Genomic DNA, 14,695 nt, shown 5'->3' on the forward strand with positions numbered 1-14,695 from the left:
TATAGAAAGAGGGATAAAATGGAAAAATTTAAAGTAGGAATATTAGGAGCAACCGGAATGGTGGGGCAGAGATTTGCCACACTTTTAGAGAATCACCCCTGGTTTGAATTAGCTTGCCTTGCGGCCTCTCCCCGTTCCAAGGGAAAGACCTATGAGGAGGCTGTGGGAGATAAGTGGAAGTTGGACATTCCGATGCCCGAGTCCGTCAAGAAGATGGTTGTGAAGGATGTTTCCGATATTGAGTCTGTTAAGGAAGGTCTTGATTTCGTATTTTCCGCAGTGGATATGAATAAGGAGGAAATCTTGGCCATTGAGGAAGCCTATGCGAAGGCGGAACTTCCGGTGGTTTCCAACAACTCCGCACACCGTTGGACAGAGGATGTTCCGATGGTTGTGCCGGAGATTAATCCGGAGCATTACAAAATTATAGAAAGACAGAGAAAGCGTTTAGGAACCAAGAAGGGATTTATTGCTGTAAAGCCGAACTGTTCCATTCAGTCTTATACCCCGGCCTTTGCGGCATGGATGGAATTTGAGCCGTATCAGGCTGTGATTTCAACCTATCAGGCGATTTCCGGAGCGGGAAAGAATTTTGAGACCTGGCCGGAGATGGTAGGAAATATTATTCCTTATATCGGCGGAGAGGAAGAAAAGTCCGAGAGAGAGCCTCTGCGTGTTCTTGGTACCCTTACTGAGAAGGGGATTGCCTTGAAAGAGGATCTCGTTATCAGTGCACAGTGTATTCGTGTTCCCGTGTTAAACGGCCACACGGCTACCGTTTCGGTCTCTTTTAGAAAGAAACCGACTAAGGAAGAGTTGATTTCCGCGCTTAGAAACTATAAGGGACTTCCGCAGGAGAGAAATTTACCCTCCGCCCCGAAGCATTTTATTCAATATTTAGAGGAGGATAATCGTCCTTCCGTTTTGGAAGATGTAAATTATGAAAAAGGAATGGGTGTGTCTATCGGACGATTAAGAGAAGACCATCTTTTTGACTATAAGTTTGTCGGTCTTAGCCACAATACCTTAAGAGGTGCTGCGGGAGGCGGTGTGCTTTCTGCAGAAATGCTGGTGGAACTCGGTTATATTACAAAATAAAGACAGGAGGATGCAGGGAAAGAAAGAGACTAAATCATGGGATTTTTCTTTTCTTGCATCCTCTTTTTTATCATTCATTTCGGAATTTTCGTACTGCAATTTTAGGATTTCGTAAAATGGTTCAGGAAAACAGAAGGAGGAGCGCATGAAGGTTCAAAAATTGGGACATTTTGTGGACGGAAGAGAGGTTCATCTTTTTACGATGGAAAATAAAAACGGAGTCAAGGCAAGTTTTACCGACCTTGGCGGAGTTTGGCTTTCTCTCCTTTTTCCGAACCGGAGCGGGAAAGAACTTGACCTTCTGCTATCTGTTGAAAACTGGGAAGATATTATGGAAAATCCCGGCCACATGGGAGAAGTAGTGGGACGAAACTGCAATCGTATTGCCGGGGGAATGTTCAACCTGAACAACAAGTTGTATCGTCTTTTCTTAAACGACGGACAGTACAGTAACTGTCACTCCGGTCCCGATTATTATGGAAGGCGCCTCTTTACAGTAAAGGAGAAAGGGGAAAATACTCTGACGCTGGCTTTATTTTCACAGGATATGGATCAAGGCTTCCCGGGAGACTTGGATTTTTCCGTACGCTATACTTTGACAGACGATAATGAAGTGAAAATCCGTTATAAGGGACTTTCCAATAAAGATACCATCATGAACTTTACCAATCATGCCTATTTTAACCTGATGGGACATGATTTCGGTTCTCTTTCCGAGCATGAAATTTGCATCCATGCGGACAGCTACACGCCTTCCGATTCTCATCTGATTCCTACAGGAGAAATTTGCGCAGTAGACGGAACTGCCTTTGACTTTAGGACAGAGAAAGCGATGCTCGATACGAAACGTCTTAAGAATGAGCTGAAAGCAGTTGGGGGCTACGACCACAATTTCTGTATAAGAGACTATGACGGAACACTCCGCTGTGCTGCCGAAGTATTCTGCAAGAAGTCCGGTATTGCCATGGAAGTGGAGACGGACTGCCCGGGAATTCAGTTTTACACCGGAAATTTTATGGCTGCGGAAGATCTTGGAAAGGGGGGCTGTGACTATGGAAAGCATAGCGGCTTTTGCCTGGAAACGCAGTTCTACCCCGATGCGATAAATAAGCCGAATTTTCCGTCTCCGGTTGTAAAAGCGGGAGTAGTGTATAAGTCTGAAACAATCTATCGTTTCTTTAGAAGATTAATTTAAAATGAAAAAATTATTCATTGCGGAGAAGCCTTCCGTTGCCAAGCAGTTTGCGGAAGCACTGGGAGTGGCAACAGGAGGAGGAAACCGCGGCTATTTGGAAAATCAGGACTATATCTTTACCTGGTGTGTGGGACACCTCATCAGTATGAGTTATCCGGAAAAATACGATGAGGAGCTTAAGAAGTGGAAGATGGAATCACTTCCCTTTATTCCGAAGGAGTATCTCTACGAGGTAATCCCCTCCGTGAAGGAGCAATTTTCCGTGGTTTCCGCCCTTTTACAGAGGAAGGACCTGGAAACCATCTATATCTGCACCGACTCGGGAAGAGAAGGAGAATATATTTATCGCCTTGTTGCTTCCCAATGTCCGGAAATTACAGCGGAAGAAAAACGGGTATGGATTGACTCCCAAACCAAGGAAGAAATTCTTCGGGGAATTCGAGAGGCGAAGGCGAAGACCGCCTATGACAGGCTGGGAACGGCCGCTTATCTTAGGGCTAAGGAAGACTATCTTATGGGAATCAATTTCTCCCGTGTGCTGACCCTCCGCTTTGGAAGAGAGCTTGCGAGAGCACTCGGCAAGGAAAAATCCACCGTTATCGCAGTGGGAAGAGTGATGAGCTGCGTCCTCGCCATGATTGTGCAGAGAGAAATGGAGATTCGCGCCTTTCAAAAGACGAGCTTCTGGAAAGTCATCGGAGATTTCAGTTTGGACGGGGAAAGTGTAGCCCTTTCCTGTGAATTTCGAGGAAAGGAAGAGGGTAAGTACTATAGAGAGTCCGACTTATATAAAAATATGGGCTTTCTACAGGAAGAAAAAGCGAAGGCTTTCCAGGAACTCTTTAAGCCCTATCCACGGGAAGGGATAATTACAAGTTTGGAAAAGAAAAAAGAAGTCAAGAATCCGCCCCTTCTTTTTAACCTTGCGGAACTCCAAAACGAATGTGCCAAGATTTTAAAAATCAGTCCGGATGATACCTTAAAGCTTGTGCAGGAGCTCTATGAAAAGAAGCTTTGCACTTATCCAAGAACGGATGCGAGGGTGCTTTCCACTGCGGTTTCCAAGGAAATAGAGAAAAATATCCACGGCCTTTCCGCCTTTCCGCAGTACCTTTCCTTTGCAAAGGATATCTTGGAACGAAAAAGTTATAGCGGTATCGCTAAGACGAAGTATTGTGACGACAAAAAAATCACCGATCACTATGCCATTATTCCGACCGGGCAGGGAAGAGCCCAGTACAATAGTTTGGGAACGCTTCAAAAGAAGGTCTTTGATTTTATTGTTCGTCGCTTTCTCTCCATTTTTTATCCTTCTGCAGAGTACAAAAAGTACAATCTTTCTATTACGGTTTTAGGGGAAGAGTTTTTAGCAAGTGAAAAGCGGCTTGAAAAACCGGGTTACCTTCAGCTCTATGAAAAAAGCATAGAGAAGGAAGAAAAGGAAGGAGATTCGGAAAATGAGGAGGATGAAGAGAACCGAGTAAGCGGCCTCTCTGGCCTTTCCGGCTTAAAAAAAGGTTCTAAAGTTTATCTTATGAATACCGCCTTAAAGGAGGGAGAAACCTCTCCTCCGAAACGCTATACTTCAGGAACAATGATTCTTGCCATGGAAAACGCGGGAAAGCTGATAGAGGATGAGTCTCTAAGGGAACAGATTAAAGGCTCCGGAATCGGAACTTCCGCAACGCGTGCAGGGATTCTTACCAAGCTGGAAAAGAATGAATATATTTGTTTGGATAAGAAGAACCAACAGCTTTCTCCGAGCCTTTTAGGGGAGAAAATTGTGCGGATTCTCTGGAACTCTATTCCCTCACTTTTAAATCCGACCCTCACTGCTTCTTGGGAAAAGGGACTTTCCTATGTGGAAGAGGGAAAGATAGAAGAGAAAGAGTATATGGATAAACTCGAAGATTTTGTACGGAAAAACACGGAAAAGGTAAAGTTATCTTAAAATAAGTAGAAAGGAAAATATGAAAAAGGAAGCTTGTACAACAAAGAAACTTTTTCCCGAGCTGAAAGCACCCTATGACAGCTTGTTACAGGATACGCTCTATCCCTGGGAGGCACTTCCGAAGATTAAGGCCTGGATTAAAGAAGTGCAGAAAAGCCTACCGGAGGACTTTAACGAAGTAAAGCCGGGGGTATTTATCCATAAGACGGTAAAGCTTTACCCGAACGTCTATCTGGGAGAGAATATTATCCTTATGGAAGATTGTGAGCTTAGGCCGGGGGCTTTTTTACGGGAAAATGTCTTTGCGGGAGCCGGATCTGTGCTCGGAAACAGCTGTGAATTTAAAAACGCGGTACTTTTCCCACACGTGCAGACTCCGCATTATAACTATGTCGGAGACTCCATTCTGGGGGAATATTCTCATCTGGGAGCAGGGGCACTGACCTCCAATGTGAAATCGGATAAGACACTGCTCATACTGCATTTTGAAGACGGGGAGATAGAAACCGGTCTTAAAAAGTTCGGGGTTATCCTTTCCGATCATGTGGAAGTGGGGTGTCAAAGTGTTTTAAATCCGGGAACAATTATTTTTTCCCATACGAATATCTATCCATTGTCCGCCGTAAGGGGTATAATACCCGGTGGCTCAATCTATAAAGACAAGAATACGCTTGTAAAGAAGAGAGGAGAGGAATAGCAATGAATCAATTTGGTGAAAATGTATTTATTTTGGACCACCCGCTGATTACCCATAAAATCTCCATATTAAGAGATAAAAACACCGGGACCAATGAATTCCGTCAACTGGTGGAAGAAATTGCCATGCTTATGGGCTTTGTAGCACTTTCGGATCTTCCGATGACCAAGGTTCCGGTGGAGACACCGATTGAAACGGCGGATACCTATGTGATTGCAGGAAGAAAGCTTGCTATTGTACCTATCCTTCGTGCAGGTCTCGGCATGGTTTCCGGACTGACAGCCTTGGTGCCTTCCGCAAAGATTGGACATATCGGTCTTTACAGAGATGAAACCACGCATAAGCCGGTAGAATATTTCTGTAAGCTTCCGAACCCGATTGAAGAGAGAATTATCGTGGTTTGCGATCCGATGCTCGCAACAGGCGGTTCCGGTGTAGATGCCATTAATCTCATTAAAAAGCATGGCGGAAAGAAGATTAAGTTTGTATGCATCATCGCGGCACCGGAAGGGGTAAAGAAGCTTCATGAAGAGCATCCCGATGTGCAGATTTATGTTGGAAATTTAGACAGAGAATTGAATAAAAATGCCTACATCTGTCCGGGACTTGGAGATGCGGGAGATAGAATTTTCGGAACGAAATAAACTTAGCCTACGGAGACTGAGCATTTTCCTGATAAGAGTTCCGCTTCTAAAAGAACTCTTATCAGATGTGAGTTTCGAGTATTGCCGTCCATACTTGGTAGAAACAAAAAAGAGGAAAGAATCTTCTTTCCTCTTTCAAAATGCCGCTGGCCGGACTTGAACCGGCACGGTTTCCCGCTTGATTTTGAGTCAAGTGCGTCTGCCATTCCGCCACAGCGGCAAGCGCTATAAAGATTAGCACATTTATTTTTTTTTGCAAGTATTGTTTTTGGAGAAGTATTTTGTGGAAAGAGACTTGCCATTATTTTACCATAGGAGTGTATAGTGAACTGTTTAGAGGCTAGAAAATATATCTATGATTTCGTGCAGGGAAACTGGGAAGAGGATAGGCTGGAGGACTTTTTGCAACATATTAAAACTTGCCCGGATTGCAAGGAAGAATTGCGTGTGACACATATGATTTATCATGGCTTAAGAAGTCTGGATGGGAAGGAAAATATGCCGGTGGACCGATCCTACCGTAAAATGGAAGAAGAAGCGGAACATTTTCTTCGCTTGGGACATTTCTTTTCTGCAGTGAGAATTAGCTCGGAAACGCTTGTTTTTTGGGCACTGTTTTTTTCTTTATTCTATTTTATTCTAGGCTATTTGCCCTTGATTTTTCGATAAAACAGAACTTCTGACAGTTCATTTTCGTACAGAGTAGGAGGATTCTTTGAAGCAGAATAAATTGTTGTTAATCGACGGCCACAGCATCTTATCCAGGGCCTTTTACGGCGTACCGATTTTGAGTAATCATGAGGGAATACCCACAAACGGTGTTTTTGGATTTTTAAACATTTTCTTTAAAGAATTGGAATTGGAAGAGGCGGAGCATGTTGCTGTCGCCTTTGATATGCCTGTGCCGACCTTTAGACATAAGATGTTCTCCGACTACAAGGGGACGAGGAAATCCATGCCGGAAGAATTGAAGCAGCAGGTTCCGATTTTGCAGGAGCTTCTTACTGCCATGAATGTTCCCATTTTAACCATGGAAGGTTATGAAGCAGACGATATCCTGGGAACGGTTGCCAAAAGAATGCAGGAAGAAGGAAAGGAAGTCACCATTGTTTCCGGAGATCGAGACCTTCTTCAGCTTTCTGATGAGCATATCAAGATTTCCCTTCCGAAGACGGCAAAGGGAGAGACCAATATTTACAACTACTACCCGAAGGATGTGGAAGAGGAGTGGGGAGTCAGTCCAAAGGAGTTTATTGACTTAAAAGCTCTTATGGGGGACAGCTCCGATAATATTCCGGGGGTTCCCGGTATGGGAGAAAAAACGGCAACGTGGATTATTGCAAAGTATCACAGTATTGAAAATGCCCTTGCTCATACGGATGACCCGGAATTCAAGGTACCCAGAAAGCCAAAAGCGGCAGAGGATTTAAAGACACATTTTGAGCTTGCGAAGTTATCAAAAGAGCTTGCGACCATCTGCCTAGATGCCCCGATTGCTTTTCGTTTCGAGGATGCCAAGTTGGAAAACTATGCGAATGCGAAGAGTCTCGAACTTGTGAAGAAATGGGAGTTCCGCTCTCTGATTCCCCGTTTTTCTTCGGAAAATACAGAGGAAAGTCCTGCTTTTCAGTTAAAGCCATGGAAGGATGTCACGGATCCTTATCTTTTTCAGATTGTCGTAAAGGACGCTGTAAAGCAGGGAGAGATAGGTCTTATTTTAGCGGAGGAAGAAGAGAAGATGCTCTATCTCGCACTTTCCGAGGAACGTTTATACCGTGTTCCGCTCCGTATGGCTGAGGAGAAACTTTCGGAGCTTTTTGAGGCCTGTAAGATTTATACATTAGAAAGTAAGAAAGAGATGCACCTCCATGAGATATTCACGGAAGGAGAGGTCTATGATTTGGCCATTGCGGCCTATCTACTAAATCCTCTGAAAGAGTCTTATTTCTATGATGATTTGGCAAGAGACTATCTTTCTCTTATTTTACCCGGGAAAAAAGAACTGAAAGACCGCCGGGAAGAGGGAATCTATCAGGCACTCATCGCCCTAAAGGCAAAGGACAGTATTTTCTCTAAATTAAAGGAAGAGGGGCAGTGGGAGCTCTATGAGAAGATTGAACTGCCGCTTGCCAGAACGCTTTATTCTATGGAAAAGACCGGTATTTTGGTCGACAAGGAAGAGCTTCTTTCCTATGGAAAGGTTCTAAAAGAAAAAATTGACGAGTTGCAGAAGGAAATATATGCCATGGCGGGAGAAGAGTTTAACATCAACTCTCCCCAGCAGCTCGGTGTGATTTTATTTGAAAAAATGGGAATACCCGGCGGAAAGAAGACGAAGACGGGCTATTCCACGGCGGTGGACGTACTGGAAAAGCTTTCGGAGGACTATCCGATTGTGGCGAAGGTGATGGAATACCGTACCTATGCGAAGCTGAATTCAACCTATGCGGAGGGTTTACTGAACTATATCGGGGAAGACTCTCGTATACACGGCGTATTCCAACAGACGGTTACGGCAACAGGAAGACTTTCTTCTACGGACCCGAACTTACAGAATATTCCGATCCGAACCGAAATGGGAAGACATTTCCGCTCCGTATTTATTCCCAAGGAGGGCTGCGTATTTTTGGATGCAGATTACTCCCAGATTGAACTTCGTATCCTGGCTGCGCTTTCCAAGGACGAAAAACTGATTGAAGCTTATCGTATGGATAGAGATATTCATAAGGTTACCGCGTCCCAGGTTTTCCATGTGCCACTTGATGAAGTAACGGATGAATTAAGAAGAAACGCAAAGGCGGTTAACTTCGGCATTGTCTACGGCATTTCCGCTTTCGGACTTTCAGAGGGCTTAAGTATAGGACGGGCCGATGCAAAGGAATATATTGAGCGCTATTTTACGACCTATCCGAAGGTAAAGGAGTATTTGGATTCGGAAATAGCCTTTGCAAGGGAAAACGGATATGTGAAGACCGTTTTCGGAAGACGCCGCCCAATCCCCGAGATTCATGCTTCCAACTTTATGCGAAGAAGCTTCAGTGAACGGGTAGCTATGAACTCTCCGATTCAGGGCACGGCTGCGGATATGATGAAGGTAGCTATGAATGCAGTTTATGAGGAACTTAAAAGAAAAGAACTAAAGAGCGAAATTGTCTTACAGGTTCACGATGAGCTTCTTTTGGAGGTACCGGAGGAAGAGCTTGATGAGGTAAGAGAAATTCTGGTTTCCTCCATGGAAAATGCCTTGACTCTTCCGGTTCCCTTCCTTGTGGAAGCGAAGACCGGGAAAAATTGGGAGGAAGCACACTAATGGAAATCGATAAGAAGGATATTCTTCCGCTAAGCTTTTTAAAAAAATCTCCCTATACGGGATCCTTTCAAGGGATACGCTATCGCATTGAAAAACAAGAGGAAGGAGAAGGCAAATCGCTTCTTGTCTATACTTGGCCTGAGCCCTATGCCTTTTTGCATACGCCGGAGGAAGCGAAAGAGAAGAAAAGTTTCCCCTTTTCTGAAGAAGGTCTTGAAGAGATACGCCTGTATCTGAGCAGTTTAGGGAATGAGTAGGAGTATTTTGTTTTAATGGAAAAGAACGGAAAATCCAAAAAGAATATTTTGGCTGTAATAGGTGGAATGGGCAGCGGGAAAAGCACGGTGCTTTCCGTTTTAGAGCGCGAAGGGCAGTATGAAAGACTGGAAATGGACCGGCTGGCAAAGAACTGCTATCTGGATAGCGTTTTCTTAAAGCAGCTGTCTTCCGTGCTTCCAAAAGATGTTTTTACCGAGAAGGGGGAATTAAACTTTCCTCTTTTTCGTGCTCTTCTTCTAAAGGATGAATCCTATAGAAAGTCGGTGGAGGAAAGAGTTCATCCGCTTGTCTTTCACATGGCTGCGCAGGCTATTTACAAGGCAAGAAAAGAAGGAAAGAAGCTTGCCGTAGAGACGGCCCTTCCGAATGAAGCCTTTTTATCTCTTTGTGACGCCGTGCTTTACGTGGATTGTCCATTTGCTACGCGACTTTCCCGTCTTACAAAGAATCGCGGATATAAAAGGGAGGAGGCGGAAAGAATGATGAAGGCACAGGACATTGAAAAGTATAAGGAAAAAGCGGATTTTGTGCTTTTCAATGATGGAAACAGAGAAAGGACAGAGGATGCGATTCGCCAGTTTATCCAGCGGTTCTGATGGAAACGCAAGCTATATCGGGACGGAAGAGGCACACATTTTAATCGATTGCGGAGTGGGGATTCGAACCATAGAGGCAGGACTTAAGGCCTTGGATTTATCCTTACAAGACATCGATGCCATTTTCCTTACCCATGAGCACTTTGATCATATTAAGGCGCTGGGGAGTATTCTCAGGAAGCAGGAAATCCCGGTTTATGCGAGCCTCGGAACATTGCAGGGAACCTTGCTTTGTAAGAGTTTAAAGGATTTTCCGAAGGAACTTTTGAACCCGATTTTAACCGACCGAAAATGGAGCATAAAAGACCTCGATTTATTCCCTTTCAGTATTCATCATGACACCAGAGAACCGCTTGCGTACCGTGCAGAGTCAGGAGAGAAGCATTGCGCCATTGCTACAGACCTCGGAAGCTATGATGAGTATACAATCAAACATTTGAGAGATACGGATGTCCTCCTTTTGGAGGCGAACCACGATATTGAAATGCTGGAAAAGGGACCCTATCCCCTGGAACTGAAACGCAGAATTCTTTCGGACTTCGGACACCTTTCCAATGAAAGCAGTGCGACCCTTCTGGAAAAGGTAGCCGGGAGTACCCTGAGACAGGTCTTTTTAGGGCATTTGAGCAAAGAAAATAATACTCCGGAGCTTGCTTTACAAACGATTCGGGAGAAGATTTCGGAAAACGACTTACCGATTACCGTAGCAAAGCACGGGGAGATTTCTACAATTGTAGAATGGTAGATAAAGTAAAACTATTGCACGATATCAAGGAAAGGGTTTTTCGAAAATGATAAACGGGAAAAAGGTAGTAGGCGTAGTCACCGAGTTCAATCCTTTTCATGACGGACACGCCTATTTTTTACAGGAAATCAGAAAAAAATATGCTGCGGATTATATTGTTGCCGTGATGTCCGGAGACTTTGTGCAAAGAGGAGAACCGGCTTTCCTCTCGAAATGGGAAAGGGCAAAGCAGGCCCTTAAGAAGGGTGTGGACCTTCTTATTCAGCTTCCTGTCCTTTTTTCGCTTTCAGGGAGTCTTGACTTTGCTTATGGGAGTGTCAAGATTCTTTCCGAACTTGGTTTTATCGATCAAATTGTTTTCGGGTCGGAATGCGGAGACTTGGAAAGACTTAGGGAGACTGCCACATTTTTACGGAATGAAGAGGAAAATCCCGAGTATCGAGCGAAGTTTAAAGAATACCTTGCAGAAGGAGACAGCTATCCGAAAGCCAGGGAAAAGGCATTAAGTCTATATTATCCCGGAGAAATCCTACCCAATGACAATCTTGGCATTGCTTATTTAATGGCAGCAGACATATTGAAAAGTCGGATGGAATTCGGCGTAATACAAAGAAACCCCGCCTTTTCCTCCGCCCATGCAATACGAAATGAAAAAAGGGAAAAAGCGAAGAATGAAATTTCTGCATTACAAAGTGGGAAAAAGCGGGATAACGTCCTTATTTCGGGAAAGGAGGAATCTGCGGACGGAAGAGAAGCCTATGGAGACATGGAGTCTTTAAAGGAGTTCCTCTTATACAGGATTCTCGAGTTGGAAAGAGAAGGGCAGAGTCTGTCTTCTTTTTTGGATATTAGTGCGGACCTTGAACAGCGCATTTTAAAAATGATAAGAGAAGGCGGTGCATTACGAGGAAAAGAAAGTACAGTGGAAAGTTTTATACAGAGTCTGAAAGGAAAAAACTACACCTATTCCCGAGTGAGCAGGGCTCTCTTGCATGTCCTTCTCCATATTCGAGAAGAGGATATGAAACAGGCTAAAGCGGAAAAAAGTCCCTACTTTAGGATTCTCGGTTGTAGTAAAAGGGCGGAAGTACTGCTTTCTTATTTGCCGGAGAATTCTATTTTTCGTCTTGGACACAGTCTTCGGGAAAATTCCGGATTAAAAGACAATTATATGATGAAAATAGACCTGTTCGGAAGAAAAATCTATCAGGCAATTTTACTTGGAACGGAAGAGGAATATCGTGAGTTTTTTCTAAAAATATGATAGGATAAATGGAATAAAAAATGCCCCAATTATAGGCTAAAGGGAAAAACAGGTCTTTAGGACTTGGAAGAGTAGGATTAAGCAGAGAGGAATTGCCTTATGAAACTGATTTATGCGATTATCAGAAATGACAATGAAGATGATGTGATTCAGGCTTTGATGCAGGAACATTTTGTGGTAACCAGACTGTCAACAACAGGAGGTTTTTTGAAAAAGGGAAATACGACGCTGATGATTGCCGTGGAAGACAGCGATGTAGATCGATGCATCGATGTCATCAAGGCACAGTGCGGAAGAAGACAGGAAATCACGGTAAATATGCCGTATTTGTCCGGCAGTTCCATCATGAACTACACAACAATGCCGATGAATGTGGAAATCGGAGGAGCAACCATCATGGTTGTGCCTTTGGAACGCTTTGAAAAATACTAGAATGTACAAAATGGTGTTATTTATAGGATTCTGTATATTTCTCTTTTTTCAAAGGAATAGCTTTGCTATAATAACAGTCAGTTTTATGAATTTCACAGGGTGACCTGTGCCATTTTTTATGAAAAAAGATGGATTCTGGAAGAAAAGAAAGAAGGAAGAATATGTCATTTATTGAAGATGTAAAAGCAAAAGCCAAGGCTAGGATGAAGACCATTGTACTCCCGGAAGCGGAGGATAAGAGAACGCTGGAGGCGGCGCAGCAGATTAAAAAAGAAGGCTTTGCGAATTTGATTCTTCTTGGGAACAAGGAAACGGTGGAAAAGGATGCCCGTAATTATGGTTTTGACGTATCCGGTATAGAGGTTGTAGACCCAAAGACTTCTCCTTCGCTGGATGATTATGTTGCCACTTTGGTGGAACTGAGAAAATCCAAGGGGATGACGGAAGAGGAGGCAAGAAAGCTCCTTACGGAGAGCAATACCTACTTTGCCGTAATGATGGTGAAAAAGGGAGATGCGGACGGTCTCGTTTCCGGTGCATGTCATTCTACTGCGGATACCCTTCGCCCCTCTTTACAAATTTTAAAAACCAAGCCCGGAACCAAGCTGGTATCCGCATTCTTTGTTATGGTTGTTCCGGATTGTCCTTATGGGGAAAATGGCACTTTTGTTTTTTCCGACTGCGGTCTAAATCAGAATCCGACAGCGGAAGAGCTTGCCGCCATTGCAGAGTCTTCTGCAGAATCTTTCCGTTTCCTTGTCGGAAAAGAGCCGAAGGTGGCCATGCTTTCCTACTCTACCATGGGATCAGCTAAGCATGATGATGTGACAAAGGTTCAGGAAGCAACGAGAATTGCAAAGGAAAACAATCCGGATTTACTTTTGGATGGCGAGTTGCAGCTGGATGCGGCACTTGTAGAATCGGTTGCTTCTTTAAAAGCACCGAATTCCAAGGTTGCAGGGCATGCCAATACTCTTATTTTCCCGAATCTGGATGCGGGAAATATCGGTTATAAGCTTGTGCAGAGACTGGCAAAGGCGGAAGCGTACGGACCCATGACACAGGGTATAGCAAGACCCGTAAATGACTTATCCAGAGGCTGCAGTGCAGAGGATATTGTGGGAGTTGTTGCCATTACCGCCGTGCAGTGTCAGCTTTACGATTAAACGTAGTCGTGTTCTTAAACGAATATCGAAACGATATTCGAAGAAAAATACATCATTTTTGGAGGTTCTATGAAAATCTTAGTAATTAACTGTGGTTCTTCTTCTCTGAAGTATCAGCTCATTGATATGGAGGGAGAGAAGGTATTGGCTAAGGGACTTTGCGAAAGAATCGGGATTCAAGGATCCCGTATGAAGCATGAAGTGCCAGGGCAAGAGGACTATATTGTAGAAACCGATATGCCGGATCATTCTGTAGCGGTAAAGTTGGTTTTTGATGCCTTAACAGGAGAGCATGGCGTCGTAAAGTCTGTTGATGAGATTAATGCAATCGGACATCGCGTTCTCCATGGAGGAAATAAATTTACCCAGAGTATCGTTGTAAATGAAGAGGTAAAGAAGGTTATCCGTGAGTGCTTTGATTTAGGACCTTTACACAATCCTGCAAACCTGATGGGAATTGAAGCTTGTGAGAAAGTTGTTCCCGGAAAGCAGAATGTGGCTGTTTTTGACACCACATTCGGAATGACCCTTCCGGAGAAGGCGTACTTCTATGCGATTCCGAAAGAGTACTATGACAAGTATGCGATTCGTCGTTACGGCTTCCATGGAACCAGCCATGCTTATGTTTCAGCAGAAACGATTCGTTTTGGCGGATTGGATCCGGAGAAGGCAAAGGTTATTGTTTGCCATTTAGGAAACGGTGCTTCCATTTCCGCCTCCATCGGTGGAAAGGCAGTGGATACTTCCATGGGACTTACCCCGCTTGAGGGTCTCATTATGGGAACTCGTTCCGGAGATATTGACGGTGCGGTAATTCAGTTTATTGCCAATCATGAGAATAAGAGTGTAGATGAAGTTCTCAATATTTTAAATAAGAAATCCGGCGTACTCGGAATGACCGGCATCTCTTCCGATTTCAGAGATATTGAACAGGCAGCCGAAAAGGGCAACCACATGGCTGAAGTAGCACTGGACGCTTTCCGTTACAGAGTTGCAAAGTATATTGGTGCTTACGCGGCCGCTATGAACGGTGTGGATGCCATTGCTTTCACCGCAGGAGTCGGAGAAAACGATAAAGTGACGAGAAGACTGGTAGTAGAGCAGTATCTCGGATACCTCGGTGCAAAGATTGATCCGGAAAGAAACGATGTAAGAGGAAAGGAGACTTTGATTTCTGCAGATGATTCCAAAGTAAAGCTCTTCCTGATTCCGACCAATGAGGAGTTGGCAATTGCAAGGGATACACAGCGTTTAACAAAGTAATCCGATAGGGAATATTTGTTAATTTCGTATTTTTTGCTTGCTTTTTATACAAAGA

The 14,695-nt window shown here is 44.0% G+C and carries 14 protein-coding genes and 1 tRNA gene; 14 read left to right on the top strand and 1 reads right to left on the bottom strand.

The window, feature by feature from the left end:
* The first annotated feature begins 18 nt into the window (after nucleotides 1-18).
* From asd to upp, 5 genes are all read left to right on the top strand, one after another.
* Nucleotides 19-1,098, top strand: coding sequence for an aspartate-semialdehyde dehydrogenase (asd, locus tag HMPREF9624_RS01510; protein ID WP_009536234.1), 1,080 nt, complete (start codon nucleotides 19-21; stop codon nucleotides 1,096-1,098).
* Between the two features lie 145 nt (nucleotides 1,099-1,243).
* Nucleotides 1,244-2,293 (top strand): aldose epimerase family protein, encoded by a 1,050-nt coding sequence (locus tag HMPREF9624_RS01515; RefSeq protein ID WP_009536235.1) that lies wholly within the window; start codon nucleotides 1,244-1,246, stop codon nucleotides 2,291-2,293.
* A gap of 1 nt (nucleotide 2,294) precedes the next feature.
* A complete protein-coding gene (locus HMPREF9624_RS01520) occupies nucleotides 2,295-4,244 on the top strand; it encodes a DNA topoisomerase (RefSeq protein ID WP_009536236.1) in 1,950 nt (649 codons plus the stop codon).
* A 19-nt stretch (nucleotides 4,245-4,263) separates the two neighbouring features.
* Nucleotides 4,264-4,941 carry an LbetaH domain-containing protein gene (locus HMPREF9624_RS01525; protein ID WP_009536237.1) on the top strand — a complete coding sequence of 226 codons (678 nt, stop codon included), beginning with the start codon at nucleotides 4,264-4,266 and terminating at the stop codon, nucleotides 4,939-4,941.
* A gap of 2 nt (nucleotides 4,942-4,943) precedes the next feature.
* Nucleotides 4,944-5,585, top strand: a complete 642-nt coding sequence (upp, locus tag HMPREF9624_RS01530; protein WP_009429921.1) for a uracil phosphoribosyltransferase — start codon at nucleotides 4,944-4,946, stop codon at nucleotides 5,583-5,585.
* A 141-nt stretch (nucleotides 5,586-5,726) separates the two neighbouring features.
* Here upp and HMPREF9624_RS01535 read toward each other — a convergent pair.
* Nucleotides 5,727-5,805: transfer RNA gene (locus HMPREF9624_RS01535), tRNA-Leu, on the bottom strand.
* Between the two features lie 104 nt (nucleotides 5,806-5,909).
* Between HMPREF9624_RS01535 and HMPREF9624_RS01540 the strand changes: the two genes are divergently transcribed.
* The 9 genes from HMPREF9624_RS01540 (at nucleotide 5,910) to HMPREF9624_RS01580 (ending at nucleotide 14,640) form a co-directional block, all read left to right on the top strand.
* Nucleotides 5,910-6,254 (top strand): anti-sigma factor family protein, encoded by a 345-nt coding sequence (locus HMPREF9624_RS01540; protein WP_009427997.1) that lies wholly within the window; start codon nucleotides 5,910-5,912, stop codon nucleotides 6,252-6,254.
* A gap of 46 nt (nucleotides 6,255-6,300) precedes the next feature.
* Nucleotides 6,301-8,895 carry a DNA polymerase I gene (gene polA, locus HMPREF9624_RS01545; RefSeq protein ID WP_009536238.1) on the top strand — a complete coding sequence of 865 codons (2,595 nt, stop codon included), beginning with the start codon at nucleotides 6,301-6,303 and terminating at the stop codon, nucleotides 8,893-8,895.
* Complete coding sequence (locus HMPREF9624_RS01550; protein WP_009536239.1) at nucleotides 8,895-9,152, top strand: hypothetical protein; 258 nt, start codon at nucleotides 8,895-8,897, stop codon at nucleotides 9,150-9,152. The genes polA and HMPREF9624_RS01550 overlap by 1 nt, the downstream gene beginning before the upstream one ends.
* A 15-nt stretch (nucleotides 9,153-9,167) precedes the next feature.
* Nucleotides 9,168-9,770: a dephospho-CoA kinase gene (gene coaE / locus HMPREF9624_RS01555; protein ID WP_009536240.1), complete on the top strand. Its 603-nt coding sequence runs from the start codon at nucleotides 9,168-9,170 to the stop codon at nucleotides 9,768-9,770.
* Nucleotides 9,739-10,515, top strand: a complete 777-nt coding sequence (locus HMPREF9624_RS01560; protein ID WP_009536241.1) for an MBL fold metallo-hydrolase — start codon at nucleotides 9,739-9,741, stop codon at nucleotides 10,513-10,515. Before coaE ends, HMPREF9624_RS01560 begins: the two co-directional genes overlap by 32 nt.
* Nucleotides 10,516-10,561: 46 nt before the next feature.
* Nucleotides 10,562-11,779 (top strand): tRNA(Met) cytidine acetate ligase, encoded by a 1,218-nt coding sequence (locus tag HMPREF9624_RS01565; protein WP_009536242.1) that lies wholly within the window; start codon nucleotides 10,562-10,564, stop codon nucleotides 11,777-11,779.
* Between the two features lie 99 nt (nucleotides 11,780-11,878).
* Complete coding sequence (locus HMPREF9624_RS01570) at nucleotides 11,879-12,211, top strand: cyclic-di-AMP receptor (protein WP_009428892.1); 333 nt, start codon at nucleotides 11,879-11,881, stop codon at nucleotides 12,209-12,211.
* A 128-nt stretch (nucleotides 12,212-12,339) separates the two neighbouring features.
* On the top strand, nucleotides 12,340-13,377 hold the full coding sequence (gene pta / locus HMPREF9624_RS01575) for a phosphate acetyltransferase (protein WP_009429968.1): 1,038 nt from the start codon (nucleotides 12,340-12,342) through the stop codon (nucleotides 13,375-13,377).
* A gap of 69 nt (nucleotides 13,378-13,446) precedes the next feature.
* A complete protein-coding gene (locus HMPREF9624_RS01580; protein ID WP_009429378.1) occupies nucleotides 13,447-14,640 on the top strand; it encodes an acetate kinase in 1,194 nt (397 codons plus the stop codon).
* Nucleotides 14,641-14,695: the final 55 nt, after the last annotated feature.

The organism is Oribacterium asaccharolyticum ACB7, assembly GCF_000238075.1.
Taxonomy (GTDB): Bacteria; Bacillota; Clostridia; order Lachnospirales; family Lachnospiraceae; genus Oribacterium; species Oribacterium asaccharolyticum.